Annotated in this window: 1 protein-coding gene; it reads left to right on the top strand. The window is 62.6% G+C overall.

All coding sequences use genetic code 11. The features are described 5' to 3' along the window. Nucleotides 1–279: 279 nt before the first annotated feature. Nucleotides 280–714, top strand: a complete 435-nt coding sequence (locus KVT45_RS55015) for a hypothetical protein (RefSeq protein ID WP_089102829.1) — start codon at nucleotides 280–282, stop codon at nucleotides 712–714. The last annotated feature ends 273 nt before the right edge of the window (nucleotides 715–987 follow it).

Here is a 987-nt window from a genome sequence, read left to right as displayed (position 1 = left end):
ACCAGCGCCCACCACGACGCGGCAGCCGAAGTCCTGGCCCTCTTCTCCCCCAGCGGCACACACCTCCACGTCCGCCAATGCTGATCAGGGACACGTCCTGTGTAGGGGGCAGAGGCAGCGTCCCGGCTGCGCCAGTGGTGGCCGCCCGTCGACCTCCCGCCTCGGGCTATCGCTGCAGTCCGTTTTGCGGATACGGCAACGTCATTTGTTCGTTGACTGGGTTGGCGCTGACCATGGACGGGCGATTGACGCACTTTGCACCCGGAAAGGAAAAACCACATGGCGATCCAGCGTCACACCGAAACCCCTGACTGCATCAGCATGGGCGGCACGGCCAACCTCTTCACCCTGACCGAAAAGTCTGGCATCGGCGCCATGACAGGCACGATCGACGGTGCAGCCTACGGAGAGACCACCAGCGACCTGAACAGCGTCGGCAATGGCAGGTTCGAGTACACGATGTGCCACGTCTTTCTCGACAAGACCGGCTCCAGGCTGCGCACGCAAGACCAGGCCGTCCTGCAGACGTCCACGAAGGACGGAGTCAGCATCTTGGAGGTGGAGTACACCGTGGTGGAGGCCACGGGGAGGTTCGCGGGTTACGGCGGTACCTTTCGGAGTCGCGGCTGGCTCAGCACGCCGGAAGCCGAAGACGGGATAGACCAGCAAGCTGCCGGCGTCGTCCGCTTCGAGGGCAAGATTTGCCGCAATTAGCTTCGCGCTTTCACGAGGCGGGGTGTCCGAGGCTTGATCAAATATACGGAGAGTGCTCCTGAACTGCAACGATGGGACTTGTCTAGGGTTCTGTCGGCTGCAGGGGAAGAAGCACTCTCCAGGTGAAGAAGCGTATCGGGTCGTACCCGCGTGTCCGCATCGAGGGCGGTGGTCTCGCAGGCCGTGGGCGTGCTGCTGAGTGACTCTGTCGGGAATCTTGAGGACGGCAGTTAACGATCGTGACGTTGCGTCAGGCTCGTTGGAACGTCCCGC

Source organism: Streptomyces sp. GbtcB6 (assembly GCF_019091475.1).
In the GTDB taxonomy this organism is placed as follows: Bacteria; Actinomycetota; Actinomycetes; order Streptomycetales; family Streptomycetaceae; genus Streptomyces; species Streptomyces hyaluromycini.
The sequence above is the reverse complement of the archived record's forward strand: the minus strand, read 5'-3'. Positions and strand labels throughout refer to the sequence as shown.

What these genes read in the sequence shown, in the direction of transcription:
- KVT45_RS55015 (WP_089102829.1), top strand. Translation starts at nt 280, where the DNA reads ATGGCGATCCAGCGTCACACCGAAACCCCTGACTGCATCAGCATGGGC.